At 48.8% G+C, this 23,674-nt stretch carries 20 protein-coding genes; 4 read left to right on the top strand and 16 right to left on the bottom strand.

Annotated elements, in window-relative coordinates; genetic code table 11:
* Positions 1 to 7: 7 nt before the first annotated feature.
* Both MCG46_RS05640 and MCG46_RS05635 read right to left on the bottom strand, forming a co-directional pair.
* A complete protein-coding gene (locus MCG46_RS05640) occupies positions 8 to 973 on the bottom strand; it encodes an ABC transporter permease (protein ID WP_020224615.1) in 966 nt (321 codons plus the stop codon).
* A gap of 309 nt (positions 974 to 1,282) precedes the next feature.
* A complete protein-coding gene (locus MCG46_RS05635) occupies positions 1,283 to 2,164 on the bottom strand; it encodes a PHP domain-containing protein (protein ID WP_240278412.1) in 882 nt (293 codons plus the stop codon).
* 52 nt (positions 2,165 to 2,216) lie between these two features.
* Here MCG46_RS05635 and MCG46_RS05630 point away from each other — a divergent pair, with 52 nt between their 5' ends.
* Positions 2,217 to 2,870 (top strand): YggS family pyridoxal phosphate-dependent enzyme, encoded by a 654-nt coding sequence (locus MCG46_RS05630; protein ID WP_240278409.1) that lies wholly within the window; start codon positions 2,217 to 2,219, stop codon positions 2,868 to 2,870.
* Here MCG46_RS05630 and MCG46_RS05625 read toward each other — a convergent pair.
* Positions 2,867 to 3,217 (bottom strand): hypothetical protein, encoded by a 351-nt coding sequence (locus MCG46_RS05625; RefSeq protein WP_020224619.1) that lies wholly within the window; start codon positions 3,215 to 3,217, stop codon positions 2,867 to 2,869. The genes MCG46_RS05630 and MCG46_RS05625 overlap by 4 nt on opposite strands.
* Positions 3,218 to 3,348: 131 nt before the next feature.
* On the opposite strand from MCG46_RS05625, the gene MCG46_RS05620 reads away from it, so the two are divergent.
* A complete protein-coding gene (locus MCG46_RS05620; RefSeq protein WP_240278407.1) occupies positions 3,349 to 3,930 on the top strand; it encodes a manganese efflux pump in 582 nt (193 codons plus the stop codon).
* On the opposite strand, the gene MCG46_RS05615 is transcribed toward MCG46_RS05620, so the two are convergent.
* Positions 3,914 to 5,044: a pyridoxal phosphate-dependent aminotransferase gene (locus MCG46_RS05615; RefSeq protein WP_240278405.1), complete on the bottom strand. Its 1,131-nt coding sequence runs from the start codon at positions 5,042 to 5,044 to the stop codon at positions 3,914 to 3,916. The genes MCG46_RS05620 and MCG46_RS05615 overlap by 17 nt on opposite strands.
* A gap of 97 nt (positions 5,045 to 5,141) precedes the next feature.
* On the opposite strand from MCG46_RS05615, the gene MCG46_RS05610 reads away from it, so the two are divergent.
* Both MCG46_RS05610 and MCG46_RS05605 read left to right on the top strand, forming a co-directional pair.
* Positions 5,142 to 6,377 carry a pyridoxal phosphate-dependent aminotransferase gene (locus tag MCG46_RS05610; protein WP_240278403.1) on the top strand — a complete coding sequence of 412 codons (1,236 nt, stop codon included), beginning with the start codon at positions 5,142 to 5,144 and terminating at the stop codon, positions 6,375 to 6,377.
* Positions 6,378 to 6,701: 324 nt separating this feature from the next.
* The gene (locus MCG46_RS05605) at positions 6,702 to 7,946 is read left to right on the top strand and encodes an MFS transporter (protein ID WP_240278400.1); all 1,245 of its coding nucleotides are present in this window, start codon (positions 6,702 to 6,704) and stop codon (positions 7,944 to 7,946) included.
* Between the two features lie 155 nt (positions 7,947 to 8,101).
* Here the strand turns inward: MCG46_RS05605 and MCG46_RS05600 are convergent, their stop codons facing one another.
* The 12 genes from MCG46_RS05600 to MCG46_RS05545 all read right to left on the bottom strand — a co-directional run bounded on the left by MCG46_RS05600 (position 8,102) and on the right by MCG46_RS05545 (position 23,522).
* A complete protein-coding gene (locus MCG46_RS05600; protein WP_240278398.1) occupies positions 8,102 to 8,680 on the bottom strand; it encodes an ECF transporter S component in 579 nt (192 codons plus the stop codon).
* Positions 8,681 to 8,921: 241 nt separating this feature from the next.
* A complete protein-coding gene (locus MCG46_RS05595; protein ID WP_240278396.1) occupies positions 8,922 to 10,514 on the bottom strand; it encodes an ABC transporter substrate-binding protein in 1,593 nt (530 codons plus the stop codon).
* Between the two features lie 461 nt (positions 10,515 to 10,975).
* Positions 10,976 to 12,142, bottom strand: a complete 1,167-nt coding sequence (locus tag MCG46_RS05590) for a GGDEF domain-containing protein (protein WP_240278394.1) — start codon at positions 12,140 to 12,142, stop codon at positions 10,976 to 10,978.
* A gap of 151 nt (positions 12,143 to 12,293) precedes the next feature.
* The gene (locus MCG46_RS05585; RefSeq protein WP_240278391.1) at positions 12,294 to 13,121 is read right to left on the bottom strand and encodes a papain-like cysteine protease family protein; all 828 of its coding nucleotides are present in this window, start codon (positions 13,119 to 13,121) and stop codon (positions 12,294 to 12,296) included.
* A gap of 552 nt (positions 13,122 to 13,673) precedes the next feature.
* Positions 13,674 to 14,216 carry an NUDIX hydrolase gene (locus tag MCG46_RS05580; RefSeq protein WP_240278389.1) on the bottom strand — a complete coding sequence of 181 codons (543 nt, stop codon included), beginning with the start codon at positions 14,214 to 14,216 and terminating at the stop codon, positions 13,674 to 13,676.
* A gap of 18 nt (positions 14,217 to 14,234) precedes the next feature.
* The gene (locus MCG46_RS05575) at positions 14,235 to 15,422 is read right to left on the bottom strand and encodes a SpoIIE family protein phosphatase (RefSeq protein WP_240278387.1); all 1,188 of its coding nucleotides are present in this window, start codon (positions 15,420 to 15,422) and stop codon (positions 14,235 to 14,237) included.
* Positions 15,415 to 17,097, bottom strand: coding sequence for a [Fe-Fe] hydrogenase large subunit C-terminal domain-containing protein (locus MCG46_RS05570; RefSeq protein WP_240278385.1), 1,683 nt, complete (start codon positions 17,095 to 17,097; stop codon positions 15,415 to 15,417). Before MCG46_RS05570 ends, MCG46_RS05575 begins: the two co-directional genes overlap by 8 nt.
* The gene (locus MCG46_RS05565) at positions 17,094 to 17,342 is read right to left on the bottom strand and encodes a (2Fe-2S) ferredoxin domain-containing protein (RefSeq protein WP_020224632.1); all 249 of its coding nucleotides are present in this window, start codon (positions 17,340 to 17,342) and stop codon (positions 17,094 to 17,096) included. The genes MCG46_RS05570 and MCG46_RS05565 overlap by 4 nt, the downstream gene beginning before the upstream one ends.
* An 18-nt stretch (positions 17,343 to 17,360) precedes the next feature.
* Positions 17,361 to 18,815, bottom strand: a complete 1,455-nt coding sequence (locus MCG46_RS05560) for a 4Fe-4S dicluster domain-containing protein (protein ID WP_240278384.1) — start codon at positions 18,813 to 18,815, stop codon at positions 17,361 to 17,363.
* Between the two features lie 217 nt (positions 18,816 to 19,032).
* Positions 19,033 to 19,929, bottom strand: coding sequence for a LysR family transcriptional regulator (locus MCG46_RS05555; protein ID WP_240278382.1), 897 nt, complete (start codon positions 19,927 to 19,929; stop codon positions 19,033 to 19,035).
* A 71-nt stretch (positions 19,930 to 20,000) separates the two neighbouring features.
* Positions 20,001 to 21,752 carry an FAD-dependent oxidoreductase gene (locus tag MCG46_RS05550; protein WP_240278381.1) on the bottom strand — a complete coding sequence of 584 codons (1,752 nt, stop codon included), beginning with the start codon at positions 21,750 to 21,752 and terminating at the stop codon, positions 20,001 to 20,003.
* Between the two features lie 777 nt (positions 21,753 to 22,529).
* Positions 22,530 to 23,522, bottom strand: coding sequence for a hypothetical protein (locus MCG46_RS05545; RefSeq protein ID WP_240278377.1), 993 nt, complete (start codon positions 23,520 to 23,522; stop codon positions 22,530 to 22,532).
* Positions 23,523 to 23,674 lie beyond the last annotated feature (152 nt).

The raw sequence follows: 23,674 nt of genomic DNA, 5'->3' as shown, positions 1-23,674 counted from the left end.
GTTCCTCCTAGTCGTAGCGAATCCGCGGATCGATAAAGCCATAGAGGATATCGACCAGAATCATCGCGATACAGATAACGACGGATGTGACAAGGTAAATTCCTGTCAGCACCGGATAGTCACGCTTGGAAATCGAGCTGAACATCAGTCGGCCCATCCCCGGCCATGCGAAAACGGTTTCGATTAAGACGGAACCGGAAAGCAGAAAGGCCAGCGACATCCCCAGAACTGTAACGGTCGGCAGAATCGCGTTGCGCAGAACATACTTGTTGAAAATCCGGCTTTCCTTCATGCCTGTGGCCTTAAAGGTCGTAATGAAATCTTCCGACATGACCTGCAGAACGGAAGAACGTGCGATTCGGAAATAATACGGTGTCTGCGTCAGCACCATCGTCGAAATCGGCAGCACCAAATGGCGGCAGACATCCGCGAAGTACGCAAACCCTTTATAATTGGCCCGCAGGTTCACCATCCCCGAAGTCGGGAACCATTTCAGCGATGAAGCAAAGATCAGGATCATCATCAAACCGAGCCAGAACCCCGGCGTCGCGTCGAACACATACGAAATGCTGCACACAAAGCGATCAAACCGCGATCCATTTTTGCGTGCGGCGTAGATTCCTATCAATGTACCAAAAGTGACTGACAGCAGCACCGCGGTTAACGACAGCGCCAGTGTTGGGCCGATCTTCTCGCCGATCAGTTTAATGACGGATTCGTCACTGATGTAAGAATAGCCTAAGTCCCCCTTCGCTACATTGCCAAGAAACATGACGAACTGCTCCGGAATGGATTTGTCCAAGCCATATTTTTGCTGCAGTGCTTCGATCATCTCTTCGTTTGGATTATCCGTACCCGCCATAATGCGGATCGGATCGCCCGGCGCCAATCGGATCAACGTAAAGTTGAAGCAGACCGACAACAGGACAACGAGAAGACCACTCAATGCACGTTTTCCAATATAACGTTTCATTTCAAGATTTCCTCCTTTTACCTAAAATCTTTTTCCTCTGTCCTCTCAAACGGGAAAATAAAAATGTAAAATTTTCATAATTTTACATTCAATGAAACATAATTTCATTGCTTTCTATTATACACGAAAATCCGTCAAATGGAATAACCTGAAAAGAATTTTCCTGATTTTTTTACCATTTTGCGCCGTTTTTCTTATTTTTTACATTCTTTTTCAGAAAGCGCTTGTAAACCTGAACTTGTGCAATTTTGCCGCTGGAAGTTCTCATTTTTCCCCTTTAGAATAAGCCTGACAGTAATCACATGTAGTTTAGCGCCAGTGCGCAATGCGTTCTTTTAAGATCTGAACCGCAGCGTCACAATCGCCGTCATATCCTGTCTGTCCCAGAACGATATTCGGTTTGGTCGTGCCGTGGAAATCACTGCCGAAGGTTTCAGCCAGACCCCAGCGTTGACAAACCTCATGGTAAAACTGCCGGCCGCGTCCATCGTGATAGGAGCTGTAAACCTCAAACCCGTCAACACCGCCCTGACGCAGCTGCTCCACCGCGGTTTCATCCAGCTTCAGATTCTGCATCGGATGCGCTACGATCAGCGCGCCGCCGCATTGATGCACATAATCTGTGACCTGCTTCCACTCCGGCAGCCGCAGCTCAGCATAACCCCAGCAGCCGACCGCCAGCTGATCCCAATAGAAATTGGCGATTGGATTGGCACTGCGCTCTCCGCTTTGATATGGGACTAATGAAGGATGCGTTTGCGTGGCCAGCAGTTCCTGAGTGATTTCAACATTGGTATAAGGCCGCCCCTTGGCCCGCTCAAGAATCGCCTGTTCGTTCAGTTTTAAGCCATAGTGCTCTTCAATCAGCTGCAGCCGCTGCCGGCCTGTCCGCCGCAGTTCTTCGATATAATGATTTTTTAACCGGGTGAATCCGGGATCCCGCAGATTGCAGCCATAGCCTAACAAATGCACGATATTGCTTCCGAAAAAACAGTCGATCTCAATCGCTGAGAGCGTTTCAACACCGGCCGCCTCGCCCTTGCGTTCCAATTCCAAAGCGCCATCAATTTCATTGTGATCACTCACAGCGATCAGATCCAGCTGGTTTTCACGCGCTAGTTCCAGAATTGTATCAATCGACTCCGTCGCGTCAAAACTGGCCGAGCAGTGGATATGCAGATCTGCTTTCATCCTTCATTCCTCCTTGAAAGGTGGTATAATATCCCATGAAAAGAGGGATCCTATGCCGAATCTTTATAAAACAATTTTACAACAATGTTCACAACAATGTGAACTGCTGATCGTCTCCAAGCATCGCTCAGTCGAACAAATTCAAGCCTATTACGATCAGGGGGCCCGAAGTTTCGGCGAAAACCGCGTTCAAGAGCTGCTTCAGAAAGCACCGCAGCTGCCCCAGGATATCCGCTGGAATTTTATCGGACATCTGCAGCGCAACAAAGTCCGCGCCGTCATGCCTTATATCAGCCGGCTCTGCTCCCTGGATTCGCTGGCCTTAGCCGCAATTGTAGATAAGGAAGCCGCCCGCTTGAACCGGACGCTGGGCGTTCTGGTCGAATTTAACCTGGCCGAAGAGTCCAGCAAAACCGGTCTGGCAAAACAGGAAGCCGCGGCTTTTTTCCAGGCTCTGCAGCAATATGAACACCTGATCCCGGAAGGCATCATGGTGATGGGACCGCACGTCGATGACGAAGCAGCGATTGCCGCCGTCTTCCATGAAGCCCGCGCACTGTTTGAAGAGCTCAAAGCGCAATGGGGTGGTGAACACTTTACCGTATGTTCGATGGGGATGAGCCACGATTATCCGATCGCCTTGCGCGAGGGATCGACCCAGCTGCGCTTGGGAACGATTTTGTTTGAGGATCAATCCGCAGATTAGTCGAAAAAGGCCCAGCCGCAGTACACATAAACCATATAGATCACAAAGCCCTGAATTCCCAGAAAGTTGAAAATGGATTTCAGCTGCGGGAAAACGATATAGCCCAGATCCCACAACAGGAAAAACATCAGAAAGAACGAGATGACGAGTTTTTTAAACCACGATTCATCTCTTCTTTTTTTATGGATATGCAGACTCAGACCGAAGGCAAACAAACTCACGGCAATCGCAATCGTAACCAGCACCGATCGAATCGAAGCCGGCAGATAAAGCTGAAACAGCCGCACGATCAGACCGCTGACAATCATGATCAGAAAGGGAATGCCGTATCTTCTGGCAAAGCTCATAAACTCACTCCTAACTTAACGGTTTCTATTATACATGACTTCGACAGAATCTGACAAAGAAAAATTCCCGGGTCTTTCGCCTGTCCACCCCTTTTGGCTTGCTCATACCCTGACGATAGAGGAGGAGTGTTATGGCCCATTTGATCTTTTTAAGCCTGCTGGTCAGCCTGGATGGCTTTTTCAGCGGATTCAGCTTCAGCCTGAAAAAAATCCGCATCCGGCTTCCGCAGCTGCTTTTGATTTCGCTTTGTCCGCTGGTTATCGTTGCCGCGGTGATGTTATCCTCACAGTTATTAACTGCCGAGATTCCTGCGCAGGCCTCCAAGGGATTAGGCTTCGTCCTGTTTTTCTGTCTGGCCTATCTGTCCTTTGCGGATGCGTTGAAAAAACGCAGTTCCAGTTCACCATCGTTAATCGCTGTGATCAACAATCCCTACTGTTCGGATCTTGATCAAAATCAGCATTTAAGCAGCCGTGAAGCCTTGCTTCTGGGGTTAGCACTGAGTCTGGACAACGCTGTATTGGGATTCAGCTTCGCTCTGGATGGAGCCCCGGTCTGGTCAACAGCGCTGTGCTTTGCGGTCGTTAATTTTCTGTTAGTCAAGGCCGGAAATCTCTGCCAGACGCTGCCGTTTGTGCGGCGCATGGAAAAAGGCAGTGAATACCTGCCTTCGCTGTTGTTTCTGATTTTGGCATTCAGCCGTTTGCTTTGACGAACATTTCAATCTGATCCAGCGCCCATTGGAGGGTTTCGCGCCGCACGCCAACGGATATACGCACATGCTTTTCCCCACCCCGACCAAACAGCGTCCCCGGCAATACGGCGACCCCGGCCTGCTCCGCCAGCTGCAGCGCAAAGGGTTCACTGCTTTCAAACTGAGTGGGAATGGCGGGAAAACAGTAAAAACCGCCGCCGGGGCAAGGACAGGACATTCCGATGGCATTGAAGCGCCGCCAGGCAGTCTCACATTGTTCTTTGACTTCCTGGCGCCAGGCTTCTGTCGGCAGCGTCAGCGCCGTACAGGCTGCCTGCTGCACAAACCCTGCTACTCCCGACACCAGTGCCTGGTGGGTTTTTAACAAAGCGGCTCCCCAACGCCGCGGCGCGCTGATCCAGCCCAGCCGCCATCCGGTCATCGCATAGGTTTTGGAAAAGCTTCCGATAAAAATGACACGGTGGCGATAGGGACGCAGCACCTTAAAATTGAGCGGTTGCCAGCTTAACTGCTCATACGCTGCGTCCACAATGAAGGCTAAATCGTATTTCTCCGCCAGCATCCCCAATTGGTTTAAAGTTGCCGGAGATAAAATCTGGCCAGTCGGATTGTTCGGACTGGCCACGATGATGGCCCGCGTGCGGACACTGATCAGACGTTCCATCCGAGCGATATCCAGCTGCAGATGCTCATCCGACGCGCACGCGACCGGCACAGCGGAAGCCAGGCTGATTACGCTGCGTGTCCCAGGATAGCCGGGATCGCTGACTAACACCTCATCCCCAGGGTTCAGCAGCGCCAGGCAGCAGACCGCCAGCGCCTCCTGTGCTCCGTCTGTGATCAGCACCTGTTGGGGATGAATCGTCCAGCCGCGCAGCGGACGCTCCCGTGTTGCCAGTTCCTGACGCAAAGACTCCAGGCCGGCTGCTGGGGGATAATGTGTCATTCCCTGATCCAGTGCCGTCTTGGCTGCTTCAATGATTCGGCTGTCAGTGATTTGAGGGGGTTCGCCCAGAGTTAATTCTGCGCGCGGACTTAAATCATGCAGCCGGCTTGTCCAGGCGCGGATCGGACTCACCGGCATTTTTCGTACTTCTTCATGAATTCGCATAGTTGCCTCCTTCCTTTTCATTGTATGAAAGGTTCTTTTCAATTCTGTGCAATTCAGTTATAATCAAGTCATTAAAAAAGGAAAGAAGATGATCCCGATGTCTTTTATGAAACAATCCGCCAATCTGCAGCCGATTGAAGATACGGTTTTCGCCGTTGTTTCCATGGCGAAGCAGGATATCGCCGAGCATGGCGCAGACGCCGTCGTCGATGCCACAATTGGTTCGCTTTACGATGAACATGGCAAGCTTGTCGCTTACCAGAATGTTTTCGACCACTATAACGCCATCGCCAAGGAAGTGAAGGCTGCTTACGCTGCCAGCTTTACCGGCAATCCCGGCTATCGTGCTCAGGTCAAAAACTGGGTCCTGCAGGATCAGCCAATCCATCTGAACGCTTCCGTCATCGCTACGCCCGGCGGTACCGGCGCTGTCAACATGACCATGATCAATGTCCTGGAACCGGGGCAGACTGTCGTCCTGCCGGAAATCTGCTGGGGTTCGTATAACCTGATGGCAGCCCAGGCTGGACTGAAGACTGCCGCTTACTCGATGTTTGACGGCGATCACTTCAATCTCCCTTCCTTCAAGGAAACATGCCGGAGCGTCATGGCCGATCAGGGACGCTTACTGGCTGTGATCAACGATCCTTGTCATAACCCGACTGGCTATTCCATGACCCTCGATGAATGGCAGCAGGTCGTTCGCTTCCTCAACGAACTGAGTGAACAGGGTCCCTGCGTCATCCTGAATGATATCGCTTATATTGACTACAGCTATCAGGGACAGCATAACCGCGATTACCTGAATTGCCTTAACGCCATGAATGAAAACGTTCTGGCGGTGATCGCCTTCAGCTGTTCCAAAACCCTGACGTCTTACGGTCTGCGCTGCGGCGCTGCCTTAATCTTAGGGCAGGATGAACGACGTGTGCGCGAAGCGGAAATCGTTTTTGAAAAAACGGCCCGCGCTACCTGGAGCAACATTCCCAATGCGGCGATGGAAAACTTCACCTGGATCACCACTGAAAACCGCGCTGCCTTTGAAGCGGAGAAGCAGATCTATGTCGATCTGCTGAAACAGCGCAGTGCCTTATTCATTCAGGAAGCCGACGCCTGCGGGTTGGCGTATTATCCTTATAAGGAAGGCTTCTTCGTCACGCTGAAAACACCGGACAACACCCTGCGTGATCAATACCACGAAAAACTGATCGCCAATCATATCTATACCGTGAAGGTTAACCAAGGCATCCGGGTTGCCGTTTGTTCGTTAAGCGTCGGAAAAGTCAAAGGACTGGCAGAACGAATGAAACAGATTCTCAACTCAATGCAGTAATCAGTGCCTTCAATTCGCTTAACCAGATCCGCTGCTAAAAATTCGTTTTAAATATAATCTGTAACAGATGAGCTGCTTTCAATCGGCTCATCTTTTTTTGCCTGCAAGAAAACACGGCAGGATGTCAGATAAAATATAAAAAACGGAAACCGCAGCATCCGTCTCTCTATCCAATCTTCATCACTCGAACTCATCGACGTGATATTTCACAGTAAAATTCAATTTATTAAACAACAAATTAAAATAAATTAACTTCTAATTGATATTTTCAATTGACAAATAAACATTCACGTCATATCATAGAACTAACAAGAGGTAAATACCATGAATGAAACGAAAACACTGAAGCTCTGGAATAAAAACTTTATCCTGCTGTGGCAGGGTACGCTGTTCTCCACTTTCGGGGATGTTCTTTACAGCATCTGCATCGGTTATTGGGTCTACGAAAAAACCGGATCCACTGCCCTGATGGGCTTACTGAGCAGTATATCCATGTTCGTCGCGATGTTTCTGGGGCCCTTCTGCGGCGCGATCATCGACCGCAGCCACCGCAAATGGATGATCGTCGGCACTGACCTGATCCGCGGCTTAACCATGATCGGACTGGGTCTTATCGCCATGAGTCAGCATCTGGAAGTCTGGATGGTTCTGGCTACGGCCTTTATCGCAGCCTTATGCAACGCTTTCTTCACACCGGCTTCAATGACCGTCATGACCGATCTGGTCATGCCCAAAGATTTAGTCCGGGCCCAGTCACTGGCTGGGGGGATGCGTTCTTTGGTTGCCATGATCGGTAAGGGACTTAGCGGGGCGATCATCGCTTTTCTAGGTGTTCCCTTTGTCATCTTGCTCAACGGGATTTCGCTGCTGATCTCCGCCTTCACCGAATGCTTTATTGATGTGCCAAGAGCTCCGAAAACCGGAATGCCCATCAACTTAAAGATCCTATTGGCTGATTTAAAAGAGGGTGCCCGTTATGTCCTGAATGACCGCTGCTTCCGCATCATCGTTGTGATCGCCGTGACGGCCAACTTCTTCGGTTCCGGCATGAATGCCGTATTTCTCCCGTTTTGTTTAGGCAAAGGACTGGATGTCGTACAGTATGGCTATCTGATGTCGCTGCAGTCGATTTCCGCCTTAATCGGAACGATTGTCATGGGTACGCTCAACATCAGGCCTGAATTGCGGATCAAGCTGATGTTGTTCGGATTCCCGCTCAGTTCCCTGTTGTTTGCCGTATGCTATTCGATGCAAACTTTCAACACCCTGGCTCTGTCCTTTTTGATCACCTTCTTTGTCAGCGCCGTCGCCAATGCGATCCTCAACGCCGCCTTCATGCTTGTCATCCCACGCGAGAAACGGGCGATGATTTCCGGCTTCATCATGATGGCCTCCAGCGGCGGACAGGCTTTATCCTCACTGGTATTTGGTTTGGTTGCCGAATTTGTGGATCTGAGTCTCTTGGGTACCGTATCCAGCCTGATCTCCATTCTGCCGTTTGCCCTGATGTTCATCTATCCAGAAGTACAGAAACGCTTTTTGCAGGCAGAATTAAGTCCTGAATTATAAGCATCTTCGTTTTGCTCAGAATAAATCAAGGTTCGCTGAACGCATTTTCATGAATGCGTTCTTTTTTCTGCACGCAAAAAAATCCGGAAAACCTTCCGGATTGCCGATCATAGCGGATCTAAACTTCTAATTCCAATAAAACACCTTGATGCTGATCAGCGCCGATTTTTGCCATAAAGATTGGCGAACGGCTTTCTCAGCGCCATATACAGCACAACGGAAACAAAGACGCAGATCACCGCATTGAAGGCCGTAACTCCGCCGGTCCAAGTCAGAATAATCGCTGCTGCTTCCGCATTGATCTGCAGGATAAACCTTTTGAACAAGTAACCGATGATCGGATCAAAGATCACATTGAAGCCTAACCCTGCAATCGCACTGACTGCGGCAATTTTGATTGCCTGGCGGGAATTCTCTGCCTTTGCCAGACCTAACTTCTGGCCCATTTTTCCAGAAATATAACCAATACAGAATTTCAGAAAAAATGTTTTCGGCGCAGATGCGACATAACGCGGGTCTAACAGATCCGCAATGGACAGACCGATCGCTCCGGCAATTCCGCCCTCCACAGGTCCCAATAAAAACGCTGAAACCACAACGACGGCATTGGCAACATGAATCGCCACCGAAGATCCAGCCGCCAGCGGGATATCAATCTTCAAATAACTGAAAACCACATAATTGATTGCCGCAAAGATCGCGATAAACGCCATTGTCCTCGTATTCTTTTTCATCTTTCATCCCCCTCTTCTTTTACACTGCTGCCGTTTTATGCCGATTTTCCCTGATCGGCAAACCTGACAACCTTTTCTATTGTAATACAAAACCTTGCAACAGGAAACTTTTTAATGCGGGAAATGACTTTAGACTTGCGGTTTCTGTACAGAATTGATTCCCTTTTTCGTTTTTTTCTGTCAGCATCATAAAAATCCCCGGAAGAGTCTTCCGAGGATGGGTACAGCGCTAATTCTCTGTTTACTGTTCAATCCAGACTTCGGAGAACTCATTGGTTCCCAAAGTCGTTGATTTTTCTTCTGACAGCGGATGATTGTGAATCGTGGCCTTGATCGGATAACTGTAAATTTCATCCGTAACAATCACCATCGGCAGATCCCGCTTCATGATTTCCTGAATCTGTTTATACACTTCCCCACGCTGCGTTTTGTCTGAAACGGCAATCCCCTGCTTCAGCAATTCATCGACTTCTGGATTGGCATATTTGGAAATATTCAGCGATCCGTTGGAACTGATGCGATTTTCAATCGCATTGGCATCCGGCCCCTGAGCACCGGAGTTCATCGCCATATCGAAGTTGTAGTTATCAAGGACTTTGGTCTGGAAGTTGGCAATCTCAGAAATATTCAGCTTCACATCAATGCCGATTTCTTTCAGCTGCGCTTGAATGACTGTGGCCGTATCTTTGAAGTTTCCGCTTTCAAAGGTATCCAGCGAACAGGTGAAATACATTCCATTTTCATCCTGAGTATAGCCCGCTTCCTCAATCAGCTTCTTCGCGGCTTCACGGTCCATCTCCGGAATCCGAGCCGTTTCGCTCATTGCCCAATCAAAGACCGGCGACATATAGGTCTCAGGTACGCTGCCGATTCCTTTGGCCGCCTTGTCGAGAATTTCCTGACGATTCAACGCCATATCGACAGCCTGACGAACACGGACATCCGCGAATGGCCCCTCTTTCAGATTAAACGAGAGATAGACGCGGCCGGTCGCAACATACTGATAAACGTTGTAATTCGGATCCTGTTTCAGCGAAGCGATCTCAGAAGACGGTGCCTTGCCGAGGATATCGTCAACTTCGCCATTCTGCCAGGCCTGGAAAGCTGTCGATTCATCCGGAATGATCGAGATGATCAGCTCATCGATATAAGGCGCACCCTTGAAATAATCCGCGTTGCGTTCCATTCGGATTGCGACGCTCTTTTCATAAGAAACAAATTTGAACGGTCCGGTGCCGACAGGCTGGAAGTTAGCAGGATTGGTGGACCAGTCATAGTCCGGCGTATCATAAATATGCTTCGGCATGATAAACGTCCCCAGCCAGCCGATGGTCGCAACGATCCCGGAATTCGGTTCGGAAAGATGGAACACCACGGTATTCTCATCCGGGCAGGTAATTTCACTCAGTTGTTTGAAGCTGTTGGATTGATAACCTTCCGTCCGGATCTTATCAAACGTCCATTTGACGTCTTCCGAGCTGAACGGTTCGCCGTCATGCCATTTTACGCCTTCATGCAGATGGAAGGTCAGCGTCAGGCCGTCCTCGGAAAACTCCCAGCTTTCCGCCAGATCGCCGACGACTTCATTGGAAACCGTCTGTTTGACCAGCCGGTTAAAAATATTCTGATAAGCAACGACACCCCAGTCATCGACTTTCAGATCGGGATTAAAGCTGTAAGGGTCCCCCGCGCCGCGGACGATATACGTTCCGCCTTGAATCGGTTCGTTGGAAGCCGATGCGGTCGGTGCGGCAGTATTTTCTCCCTGAACTGCGCAGGCTGTCATCATGACGGCACAAACGCCGATGATCATTTTCTTTATCCAGTTTTTCATTTTCGTTTTCTCCTTTTTCTAAAACCTTAGTTCATCCGTTTTAGAAAAGCAGTGCTCCGGAAACACCGGTACATTTCACCTGTTTCACACTCTCATGCCCCCTTTAATCAAACACAAAAAATCCGCCTTCTGTTTAGAAGACGGATTGATCAATCCGTGGTACCACTCCTATTATCCTGCCATAAAAACAGGATCACTCTGCGGGCATCGTTGCAGCTGCAAGAATGCCTTCTTCTATAACGGGAATTCCCGGCTTCCCCTACTCGGATAACCTTTCAGTTCGCTGCTAACAGGGCAGTTGTCCCCGGTGTCTGTACTGCCTTGCACCTGACGGCAGCTCTCTTGAATCAGACGTTCCAGTTTCTCATTTCCTGATCTATGCATTTGTGTTGATGGGTTTAGTTTACCGCAGGGCAGAAAACTTGTCAATTCTTTTTTCAACTTTTTCTGAAAATTCATCATCACAAAGAAATTGTTTCATTCTCTTTTTCAGAAACTTTCTGATTCTCACGTTTATGCTTATACATCTGATCATCGGCACGGATCATCGTGGTTTCTATCGACTCTTCCGGCTGAACCCAGGCCCTACCGGCCGCGGCCGCTAAGGAAAACCCAAGCGTCTGACTGCTTTGCTTCAACTGATTTTCCAGCTGATTCAGACATTCTGCGGTTTCATCTTCTTCAACATCGCTGAGCAGCACGCAGAATTCATCGCCGCCTACCCGAAATACGCTGTCCGGCTGCCGGCAAAGAAACACCGTCTTCAAAGCCGCAGCGATTTCTCTTAACGCTCTGTCCCCTGCCGCATGGCCTAATGTATCATTAACCTGTTTCAAACCGTTCATGTCCAGCTCGATGCAGCAGATCGAAATGCCGTTTTTCCGCAGTCGTTCCAGCTGATTGATCCGCTCCAGATACGCCGCGCGGTTGCCCAGTCCTGTCAGCGCATCGGTATAGGCGATGTGATAAATTTTCTGTTCTTCCTGAAGCTGAATGTTCTGTTGAACAATTTTCTGGGTTTTCTGCAGCGAATGCAGCACGACCAGATAAAAAGCAAATGTCAGCAGGCAGACGGCCATAAAGACCGGAACATATTCCCGCCGCTGAGCGATCGGCGTGGGATACGCTGCGATAAATCCCAAGACAAAATAGATCAGCATCGCGGTCACCGCCATCGACGTCCAGCCATCCTCAACTTGCCGCATTAAGGTTTTCAACAGCCGAAAATAAGGATTGGCAAAAACAAGCAGCGCAATAAACAGCAGCAGCGTCAGCCCCAGAAAGAAAATCTCCCCCTGAGGAAAAAACAAGCTGAGATATTTACTGAAGGACGCCGTGATCATCGCCAGGGTATCCGCCAAGGCAAACGACAGAAAAAACCGGGCGTCGCGAAAAGCTGAAAACAGCCAGAACAGCACCAGACTCGGCAGACTCATCGTCAAGAGCGAAGACAGCACCATCGGGAAATGCAAAACATAGACAGAAATGCCGTAAGCCGTGAAAAAGACAGCACACCCGACTGCCAGTTCGATCATTTTCCGCCGCGTATGATCCTTCAGCGTAATCATTTGGGCAAAGATCAAAAGATTAAAAAACAGGATCATGACGTCTTCTATCATCGCAATCATTCCGCTGACCTCGCTTTCTGTATTGATTTCTTATTTAGTATAGCATAAGAAACTCAGGCTTTCGCCAACAAATACAAAAGCAGCGCTTCCTCTTTCAGAACAAGAGGAAGACGCTGCAGCTTTTTTTCGTCAAAATCGATGACTGACCGAGTTACTCAGCGATCGGCTTGGCAATCAAAAACATCAGATCACGCTGATTTTCAATCCCCTGGCCTTCAAAGAAATCATACATCGTCCAGTTGTAATAAAACCGTTCCGCACCATAGACTGTATATCCATCCTGATTGTGATCCGTCGTATCGTAAGGATCGGCAACAATCAGCACATCGTCCTGCGTCGTTTCCGTTCCCATATTATCATAGCCGATCACAACCTGCCAATGTCCGCCCCAGTCATTCCAGGCCACCATCACCGGTGTCCCTTCTTTCAGCAAGGCTTCAAAACGTTCTAACGGAAAGACATCCCAAAGCTCATCCGCAGAATAATCCAGACTGCTTTCCAGCTCAAAGCCGCCGATTTGGTCAAAGATCGCGATCATCGATTCCATATCTGTCGCAGCCGGCGTCAAGCCATTGCTTCGATACTCTGCCAGCGTGCGCTCCGTCTGATCCCCTAACTGATCATAATAGTTTAACACCAGCAAAGCGGAAACGACACCGCAGGACCATTCTGACGTCTGCTGCATCGTCTGAAACTGCGGTAAAATCGTCAGGGTATCCGTATTTTTCGCATTGTAGAAATCAACTCTGGAAAAATACGGAGAATCTGAATGATCGCCTTCCCGTTCCACTGAATCCGCCCCCGCTTCCGGATCTAAATCATCGCGGTAGGCCAGCTTCATCTCGTCGGTAAAGTTGCCTTGCATAGAATTGGAAACCCCAGTCTGCGGAAGGGCTGAAGGTGTAGGCACAGCGGCAGGCGAAGCGGAACAGCCCGCAATGAAAAGCAGTGCGCAGAGCACAGAAATTAATTTTTTCATAAAATGATGATTCCCCTTTCAAAATAGAAAAACAAAAACAACAGTTCTTTTCGTTTCTTCAATTTTCTTCCGGTACGCTCCATGCGCCGGGACAGAAAGACAAGACGATGGCTTTTGGCCGCTTGGTGATTGCGTGTCACAGAACTTTTTCAAAGCTTAGCTTTGGCATCAACAAGGGTGACCCTGTTTCAATTTCGGCATTTGACCCGGCTGTCCGAGGCCTGTTCTTCGTGGAACATCAGGTCATGCGGCCGGTTAGCAATAACCGGCAATGATGTGCGTCTAATCATTCAAAATGAACGGGTGTGATCGTCTTTTCCCCATCCCTCCTTCAATCTCAATCACGGGAAAATTATACCAAAAATTTCCGTGAACGCAAGCATAAATTTAATAGAGTGAAATCGTTTGTTTAGTATAACTAAACTTTTAAATTATTTTTCTTGCCTTTTTCATGACAGTGCTGATTTTAATTTCCAATTCACAGATTTTCCACCAAAAAAACATAATAAAAAGGATTGACTCTTCCTGCTGAGATCAACCCTTCGTGTTTCTCTATTCCACCGTTTCCGCGTGCTTCATAAGCCAGGTTCGCAAACCCAGCTGGGATATTCCGCACTGAATCTGACCGCTGTTCAGCATCTGATGAAGGACTTCCGGGGCAAACCAGCGCGCTTCTTCGACTTCCCTTTCATCCAAGATAAACTCTGATTCCTCAGCCTTCCCTTCGTATACATAGACCTTTTGATCCGACATGCCGTTAGAAGGATAAAACTGACAAAGCAGAACTAAATGATTGACATCCAACCCGGTTTCTTCCTTTACCTCACGGATCGCCGCGGCAGCGGGATCTTCACCGCAATCCACTGAACCTGCCGGAATTTCCCAGCCTTCCTGCTGAATCGGATAACGCCAGCTGCGGATCAAAAGCACCTGTCCCCGCGTGTTTTCCACGACGAGCGCGGCGGAAGCCTGCGGATAATGCAGCACGGTATAGACCGGCAGAATTTGACCGTCCGCATATTCCGCTTCATCCTCATAAACCTCAATCCATTGATTTTTAACCTTGAGCTGACGTTTTCGGCAAGTGAGCTTCATCCGCCTGACTCCTTTTCATCAATACAGTTCAATCTGAACGATCTTGCCCAGCTTCTTTAAATTTTCTGCCATCCGTTCGATCATGCGGATTTTAGCCCGCAGGGAGATCGTGGAATAGGCCAGTTGGCGATGTGCCGGATTATCCGAACGGCCGACCATGAACACAATTTTCGTACAATCCTGCAGAAACATCTTGGTTAACAGGATCGCTCCGTCTTCCTGCTTCGTCAGCAGAAACTGTTCATAAAACTGCGGTGACTGCGCGCATTCATGCAGATATTCATTGGCTTTCTGCAGTGTCAGGACACCCTCCGTCACCAAATCCAGCCCCTCGATATAGGCCATCGGCGGGACATCGGAAGCTAATGACAGAAGATTTTCGATCTGAATTTCTTTTCCGGTAATCCGCGAAACAATGTTGGACGTCGTTCCACCGCAGCAGATTTTCTTTCCGGTCGCGCTTAACAGCCGGCCGACCACCTTACGGTCATCTTCCGGATGCTCCGGCGGTCCCACCATCACGCGGGCTTCGGCAGCCGGAACAATCTTAGCGGTAGCGACTGTCGAATCGTCACCCGGCTTACCCTGATACAAATCATTGACGCAGGCCAGTAAGATCCGCGTTACCTCGCGGGCCGGATCGGTCGAGCGGCAGTATTCCGTCAGATGCTTTTCGACATCGGCATGGTCCCAGCCAAAGTTCAGAAATGTTCCGACTCCGGCATGAATAATCCCGTCGGAAAAGACCACGATAAAATCATTCGGTTCGACTTGGAAACTGCTTTCGCGAATCTTCCGCTGACCGATCATCCGTGTTGTCCGCGGCAGTTCCAGGCACTGCCCTCTGCGCATGATGACCGCCGCCGGATTGTCGAATTCGATCAGATAAGCAGTTCCATCGTAATAGATCTGAACGATCGTAAAGGTGGAGTAAGCGATTCCCCGCTCCTGACATTGCGGCAGCGTCGCCGTAATCGTATCGACAGCCTCCTGCAGCGTTGACCCTTCCGCCATCATCTCACAGATAATTGTGCTGGTCAGCGTCGAAAGAATATTCGCTTTTACCCCGCTGCCCAGTCCATCCGCCAAAACAAGAATGCAGAACTGATCGCAGTAGCGGATCGCCACCTTGTCACCGCAAAGCTCCTCATTCTTTTTGATTAATGAGGAAAACGAGGTTTCCACATGGATTTTTTCCTCAGTCATCTTCATCCATCGCTTTCATTAACCGCGTCAATGCCACCTTCGACTTGGCTGTAGTTTCACCTAACAGACTGGCAATTTCCTGAACGACCCGCATCTGATCATCAATGACGGTCTGAGCGACTTCCACTGTTTTCATCTGCATCTGACGAATGACCTTTTCCTTGGTTTCTTCGACGGTCAGATCCATTAAGATTAAAATGACATATCGGTGATCCTCAATCGAGATCATCGCATGGTTTAAGATTTTATGATACTGCGAATATTCGCAGCGGTAATACTGCACGCCGACAAAATCCTGAAGCAGTTCATGCAGCCCCTGATCCGGCAGAATTGATTCCACTGGCATGCCGACCGGATCAAATTCCTGCAGGTTCATCATATTCAGCGCTGCGGGATTGATCTCGCGCACGCAGTTGTTTTCATCCAGAACAAGAATGCCGTTGGGCGTATTCTCAATGATCAGGTTGGATATCGACTGGGCATGTTCCAGCGCATACGGCAGACACAGCTTTGGATCCGCCTTGCCTTCCAGCACGGCGATCGCTTTGGCACGGCAGCTTTCATAACCGCAGGCGCCGCAGTCCAGTTCTTTTTCCTTGGTCGTTTTGCCCATCAGAAACAACATGTCTTTAATTTCTTCTTCCGTATGGACCGACCGCTGAATTGGATCGGCCTGCCAGTCGGCTCGCAGTCTTGACGGAAGCTGAGCCTGCCGCACCTGATCCTGCGGATCCATGTTGCGCCGGATCGCGCTGCGGGCTTTCCATTCACTGTGGTCGACATGACATAACAACGGGCCGCCCAAACAGGATTGTTCACAGGCAGAAAGCTCAAAGAAATAGCCTTCCATGTGTCCCTGGGCAATCGAATTCAGCGCATCCTTTACGCGTTCCATGCCTTCGGCGCTGACCCGTTCGTAAACTTCATCCGAGCTGCTTAAGGTACGGATGACCCCACCCGGAGTCGGATACATCCGAACTGTACTGGCTTGAAGATTTTCCCACGGTACCGCTTCACTCATTTCCTGAACCGGAATATCCTTGAGCCAGGCGGAGAGATCCGGCATCGTTAAGACCGCGTCAATCGCTCCGGCAAACCGCGGATCCGCCGCTTCCTTCTGCTTGGCGATGCACGGTGAAAGGAAAACAGTCTTATACCCCGGAAAACGGGCTTTTAAATCAAAGCCATGAGCGATCATCGGAGAAACGACCGGTGCCAGCTGATCGATCAGCTCCGGAAAATTCTTTTCCACATACGTGACGACCGCCGGACAGCACGTCGACAGAATGTTTTTCATCTGCCGTTGTTCAATCAGCTGCATATAGGCTTCGGAAACCAACCGTGCGCCGACCGCCGTTTCCTCCACAACCGCAAACCCTAGGGCCTGCAGCTGCTGCTTCAGCTGCGGATAATCCGGCCAGACCGAAGCAAACGAAGGAGCAATGCTGAGCGCCAGCGGCTGTCCTTCACGAATCCACTGCCGAACAGCCTCAATATCACTGTGAACCTTTTTCGCGCTGTGCGGACAAATCGCATAGCATTTACCGCACAGTATACATTCCTCTTCAATAATGGTAGGCTGATGATTCTGATAGGTCATCGCCTTAGTCGGACAGACGCGCACACATCGCAGGCAGTTGCGGCAGTTCGCTTCAGAAAGCTGAATATAGCTCATGCCAAAGCCGCCGTAATTTCCTGCAGGAGCACCTCTTTGACATTATGCAGACCGACGCCCAGCAGCTGCTTGCCGTTCACGCGCAGTCCCAGGCCCTGTGTGCAGACCTGCATGCAGAAGGCTCCTTTGACATTCACCTGGTCTTCCCAGCCCTTTTCTTTGATTAATTCCTGCAGAATCGTTACGACTTCATTGCTGCCCTTGACGTAGCAGGCACTTCCAATACAAACTTCAACTGTGACCATGTCGACTCTCCTTTTCGTTTATTTCCGATGCATCGGTACATCCGTAAAATCAAAGCTTTCCACGGATTCCTCAATTGTCTTCTGATTGCCGATATTCTCTTTTGCCATCCGGCCTTTGGTAATCATCGGCGGTTCGATGACCGCCGGCCCGGCGATGCAGCCGCCCGGACAGGCCATGCCTTCCAGAATATTGCCGGTAAACTTGCCGAACTTCATCAGCGTCAGCTGCTTCTTGCATTCCTGACAGCCATCGGCATACACGCCGACCGGCGTCGTCATGGATTTTTCTTTTGCCGCCTGCACGACCGCTTTGCTGACGCCGCCGCCTTGGGCAAAGTTGCGTCCAAAGACAGACGGATAGTCTTCTTCATTGGCCTGAACTTCTGATGGATCAATGTGTTTGGCGATCATCATCGCAGCTACTTCTTCAAAGGTCAAAACGTAATCCACCGCGGTAAAGGATTCCATGGCTTCCTGTTTTTTCGCCAAGCATGGGCCGATAAAGATCACGCCGTGATCGGGATGATCCTTTTTCAGCTTGCGGGCCAGCGCCATCATCGGTGAAACCACCGTGGACATGTTGTTTTCATAGATTTGCGGGAAGTGCATCTTAGCCAGATTGACAAACGCCGGACAGCACGAGGTCGTCAGCGGTATGCCGGCTTCCATCTTTTCCGCCAGCTCGGCTTGTTCCTCCCAGGCTACGGCATCCGCGCCCAAAGCAACTTCGTAGACTTTTTCAAAGCCTAACAGCTCAATGCTTTTTTTGATCTGCGGCAGGGTGGCACTGTCAAACTGCCCCTGAATGGCCGGAGCGATGATCGCATACATCGGCGTTCCCATTTTTAACAAACTGACTACCGGAACAATCCACGACATATCCTCGATTGCGCCGAACGGACAAGCCGCTTGGCAGGCGCCGCAGTTAATGCATTTGGATTCGTCTATCTGAGCAATCCCATTTTCATCCCAGCGAATCGCATCCACCGGACAATGCTGCGAACAAGGACGTTCTGTGACCACAATCGCATTGTAAGGACAGCCGCGGGCACAGGCCCCGCATTCTTTACATTTCGTATAATCGATCTGGGCACGGTGCAGCCCCATGCTGATGGCATCAAATTTACAGGAAGCCAGACAGGCTTTCGCCATGCACTTCCGACAGTTATCCGTAATTTGAATTTTGCGGATGGTACAGCCGTCGCACGCCGCATCAATAACCTGAACAATCTGACGTGGATTGTACGCGGCTCCCTCATCCGCCATCTTCCCGCAGGCCAGCCGTGTACGCTGCCGCAGAATTTCTCTTTCCTTATACACGCAGCAGCGGAATTCCGCTTTGCGCCCGGGAATCAGTTTGCGGCTGATCGCCGCCGCGCTGTCCTCCGTTAAGTTTCCCTCATAAGCCAGCTGTGAAATTTCTTTGAGCACGTCAAACTTAAACTGCCGTGCTTCGTGATTGAACATGGACATCGTTTTCTCCTCCATTGCTAACAAATTCACATTACCATAGATAGCGAACATTTTCAATTCTCTAACTCTATTTTATTATCGCATATTCTGTATAGGCTTTCAAAATAATTGTCATAGTGATCGAAACACAGGTAAGTTTACTATTTCCTGGGAAATCGTACACGCTTATCCTGTTTGCGGATTGCTGATAGGAAATCTTTACTCTGGTATGTTAAACCTAGCTGGCGCTGCCATCTTCCTCTTCTGATTGTCGGCTTAAAAGAAGATAAAGTTTCTGAGCCATTGGATTGGTACTTTCCTTACGGCAGACAAAGACCAGATCATAATCAATGGACCAATCCAAAATCGGCAGCTGAATCAGTTCTTCCTCTTCTTTGTTATAAATACTCGGATTAAAGCAGACATAATTTTTAAGTTTAACCAGATAAGGACATTCCTGAGCTTCCGCATATTCTTTTTTTAACGGCTGTGCACCCACCTGCAGAAAAGCTTCATCCAACGACTGATAATAATTCTTTTCGCCGGATGTCCGTATTTCAGTCTGACCGATTAAATCCTGAATTAGAATTGAGTTTTTACAGGCTAACGGATTTTGACGGCTGACAAGAACATCCATCGAACATTCCTGAATTCTGGCAGCGGTGAATTCCGACGTCACACCCAGACTTGGACGATGCATCACGATACAATCCAGCTGTTCTTTTCTGAGTTTTTCCAACAGCGGAGTGCTGTCGCCAAACTGAAAAATAAAGTCAACGTCCTGATAGGCAAAGCGCTTTTTTTCCAGTGACTTAATCATGTACTGCAGCTGTCCGATAAAAGTATAGCCGACTCTGAGTTTTGGCCTGTAATCGCCGCGGAAAACTTCAATTTCTTTTTTTGTCAGCTTCCATTCCTCCATAATTCTTTGAAAATGGCCCTTAACGACTTCACCAGCCGGCGTTAGCTTGACTCCGTGCGCACTTCGCTGATATAACTGGCAGCCCATTTCTTCCTCAATTTCATGGATACTGCGGCTGATCGTCGATTGCGTCGTATACAACTTGGCGGCAGCGATTGAAAAACTTCGATATTTCGCAACTTTAAGAAATAATTGAATTGTTTCTAATTTCATCCTCTTATCCTGCCTCTTCTCTTCTCATATTATAATTAAAAAAGGGGAACATTGTCCCCTTAAATTTCAGACTATTGTGCTCTTTGCCACTGAGCTGCCTGTTCTCCGGCAATACGGCCGAAAACAACAGCATCCATATTAGCACTTCCGCAGCAGCTGTAAACGTTGTAGAAGAAACTGTAATTTGCCACTTCGCCTGCCGCATATAAACCTTCAATAACTGTCTGGTCTGCAGAAAGCACCTCTGCTTTTTCATTGGTAACCAAACCGCCGATTGTAGTTGTGCGAATCGGATCTGTTGGAATGACAATATACGGCGCTTCAATTCCCAAATTATAAGCAACTGACTTGCCCAGCGGATCATTTCCAGTCTTAGCACAATCATTATAGGAACGCAGTGTTTGGGTCAACGTTTCCAAGTCCATATTCGTCTTTTCAGCCACCTCTTCCAGAGTTTCACAGACAAATGCCCCTGCGTTGTCAAGCAGCCATTGTTTGTTTTCCTGCTCCATCGTTTCATCTGTTAAATAATAGAAGTGAGAACTTCCTTGAGCCAGTTGATGACGCATTTCCAGATAGATTTCAGGCTGCATGGCTTCTTCGTTAATAAAGCGTTCTCCCTCAGCATTTAACAGCACAAGCTTAAACAGTTCCTCAGTCGGATAGCCGGTAAAGGCTAAGGAGAAAGAACCACAGCTGTCCCAATCCTCACCGAACTGAATGTCTGCGTTGATTTCTTTTGCCCATTTCAGCGCGTCTCCGGTCGTACCCGCACTGGCATAACTTACAATTTGTTCCGCATTGGAGCTGGAATATTCCGCTAGGGCTTCCTGGCTGAAGGCAAATCCGCCGGTAGCCAAAACAATCCCGCCATCGGCATAAAAATTCTGGATTGAGCCATCGTCAAAGGTAACCTGCGCCCCGATCACTTGATCTCCATCCACAATCAGATCGGTTACTGGATGTGACAAGCGAACGTCAATGCCTAATTTTTCTGCACTGCTGGCAATCGCTCCAATCAGCTGAGCCCCAGCACCAACCGCTGAATCCTGTTTCGGCCGCAGCGCCATCAGCCCTTCCGGATTTAAGGCAAAACGTTCATATTCAACACCCGTTTCATACATCGAATCAATCCAGTTAAAATCATCCACAGAATGATCCACATAAGTCTGAATGACCTTCGGATCCGCATGTCCGCCTGTTCGCATATTGAAATAATTGTTTAATTGTTCCTTATCAAAGGTTCCAACTGGATCACCGGCCTGAGCTGCCCGCGTCAGCACACCGCCGGACAAGGAGGCACACCCTCCTAAGAAAGATAGTTTTTCAAGCAAGATGACATGCGCTGCTCCATTTTCTTTTGCCGAAACGGCTGCGCTTAACCCTGCCAATCCACCGCCTAAAACCAGAACATCCGATTGTACATCTTCATGCGTAATATCAGCTGAAACTTCCTTTTCTTTTTGGACAAGCGTCATTCCTGAAACTTCCAATGCGTTTTTGGCCGCTGCTAAAATCGCATTGGAGGTCATTGTTGCTCCAGTCACTCCATCAACCTCAACACTGTTAGCTGCTATCATTTTAGCCGGAAGCTGTTCAATCGCCTGTCCGCCAACCGTTGGTGTTTCCTGCTCACCAACGATCATCACATCGGTTAATATTGAATTTTCGATCGTCAGCGTCACTTCGACCTCTCCTCCATACCCCTTTTCTGTCGCTGAAAAAGTTCCGCTGGCAGTCGGCTGAGTATTCTCTTTTGCTGAACAGGCAGTCAAAGAGAAACACAACATCCACGAACAAAGAATCAAAAAAGCTTTTTTCATTTCGATTTTCCTCCCTATGTTCAAAATATAACATGCTCACGTTTTCACAGTGATCGATGTTCTGCATATCAAAAATCAGAATTGGGATGAAAAAGTCATGAATATTAAACCTTTGGGCATAGAAAGCCAGTTTAGGACTGCTGAGCCATGCATTATCTGCATATCTCAGTGGCAGAGACCACGATCCCCAACGAAAAAAGAACCCGCATTTTTTGCAGGTTCTTCATCTATATCGTTAATCTAATTTATACCGATGAACCGCAGCGGCTGTTTTCCAACATTTCCGCAACTATCACTATGACATCAATTCGATTCCACTGCTGAAACCAAACCTTTTCTCATTTCTTCCTCGCGTTTACCCTTCACACTCACAAAATGGCTGTTTATCTATTCGATGGCTGTTTTGCAAATTTTCAGCAAAATGGGAAGTTGTAAGAAGCATCACACGGATCTGCGATTCATCGCACAACGCCAGCTTACTAGCGGCGGTTTCCTCTCTGTCCAGGTTCCATTCACTTTAACCTCCTTAGAATAAACATCACGTTTATTCTGAAAGCCTCATTCCTCATTTCTTTTCAGCCTTATTGAATATCTAAGAATCTAGGTTCTTTCCTTAACGGACTCTACCGTTCTGATCGGCTGGATGAGGATCCTGCTTCCTCTATTTGAAGATCTCTTTCCTTATCTTCATCTACATTATAGTCAGACTTCTCATAAAAGTAAGCCCTTTCATTTAATTTTTTTTCATGTTATAATAGATTTGTTGAGGGCTGTCTTTTACGACAACCCTCTTTTTCTATTCTTCGGTCCTTGTTCAGCAGCTGCCAGTTCCCATTGCAGCTCCATGCCGCCCTGCTCCCATAAGCTTTCATGCCTTTTCATTCCATGATGAAATAGGGTTACATGAGCCTTGCCGCTCAGACTTTCCTGAATCCGTCCCTGCATCTTTCCTTGCTTAGGCGATGCTAAGGTGCAGGCCGGGCCGCATTCCAGATCAATCCAGATTTGCCAGGCTCCCTGATGAAAGCGCAGCTGTGCCCAGCCGGAACCATCCTGATGCTGATCGCAATGCAGCGACTGTAGACGGCAGCCGGTATAGGTCGCAAAACGGTGCAGCTGATCCTGCAGCTTCACGACGATCAGACAGCCGTTGAACGTCAGCGGTCCGATAGGGATGCTGGCTAGGGAGAAGAAAAAACAGGAATCCTGAACGCCGCATTGATTTGACTGAAACCATATATACCGCTGCGGAAAAGAAGTTCCGCGATCTTTTTCCAAATAACCTGTCCCTGCGATGGGGACGGTTTTGCCCGCACTGCTGACAACCCCCTCCATACGGTGATGCAAACTGATCACGCCGTGGATGCATTCCATATTGTTCAGATAAGCAAACGGACCCATAATCGTCGGCATATAACGGGAAAAGGGCAGTGGAGTCAGATCGGTCATCCGCAGCCGAACCTGCAGATCCGGCAGGTTCAGCCTGACCTGCGTTAAAGAAAATTCATTTTCACCTAAGGTCAAATGAAAAGGCTTCTGGCGCAGAACCACTTCATTCCAGGCAAACTCCGCCCAGATGGAACGGCCGGTCAAAGTATCCGTTGTCTGAATAAAAAACGGAGCTTCCTGGCGTTGGGGACTGAAACCGACAATGACTGCCAATGAACACCGCTCATCCCATAAGCGGAAATACCAGCCTTCAAAATAACTCTTTTTTTCACCCAGGGAATGCAGCCCCATTTCTTCTTTGCGTATTTGTGCAGCCCGCACGGAATCACCTGCTTTCCCTTGCAGTATTTCCAAGTTTCGGCAGGCTTAACCCCTTTTCCTGAATAAAAATCCGAATTTTATCCCGACATCCTCAGCGCCAAGCTGCAGACAGATTGACCTGGATAGTTCAAAACTCAAGATCCGTGCGAATT

It is taken from the genome of Holdemania massiliensis (genome assembly GCF_022440805.1).
Taxonomy (GTDB): domain Bacteria; phylum Bacillota_I; class Bacilli_A; order Erysipelotrichales; family Erysipelotrichaceae; genus Holdemania; species Holdemania massiliensis_A.
Note: the sequence above shows the minus strand (reverse complement) of the source record. Positions and strands in the feature narration are given on the sequence as shown.